The sequence below is a fragment of the Pseudoalteromonas sp. CO109Y genome, assembly GCF_004208935.1.
Classification (GTDB): Bacteria; Pseudomonadota; Gammaproteobacteria; order Enterobacterales; family Alteromonadaceae; genus Pseudoalteromonas; species Pseudoalteromonas shioyasakiensis.
On the sequence record NZ_SGPD01000053.1, the window covers coordinates 1 to 433 of the forward strand.

Annotated in this window: 1 protein-coding gene; it reads right to left on the reverse strand. The window is 49.4% G+C overall.

Going from position 1 to position 433, the window contains the following annotated elements:
• Nucleotides 1-75 precede the first annotated feature (75 nt).
• The coding region (locus EXT43_RS20795) for a hypothetical protein (RefSeq protein ID WP_205990978.1) at nucleotides 76-433 on the reverse strand (358 nt) is incomplete at its 5' end.

Below are 433 nucleotides of genomic sequence, written 5' to 3' on the forward strand. Positions count from 1 at the left end.
TTTTATTCGAGATTAGGTCGTCGTTTTTAGTGTTAGTCGGGGGTAAAATAGGGTTATTTTTCGATTCGTTATATTTTACGTTTTTTTGTTTTTTCGGTCGGGTTTTGGTCGGGATAAGCGATCGTGGTGGGGGCGTTGTGAGAGAAAGGTTTCGCGCGGTTGGGTCGGTTGTTCGTTTTCGGTTAGTTTTGACGGTTTTGGGTGGGTGGGGTAAGAGGGGGTTTCGTAGGAGTTTTTGTGCGGCGAGGGATTTAAAACGTTGTTTTCGCGATAGGGCGGAGGATCGGAGGGCGTTTTAGGATCGTGGGTTTTGGGTTTTGACGTTTCGGAGTATTTTTTGTTTCGAGCGGGTTCGATGTGGTGGAAGTTCGGGAGCGCGGGAGTCGGGGGAAGGTCGCGGGTTAGCGGTTCGGGGGTTTTCGATTCGAGTTTC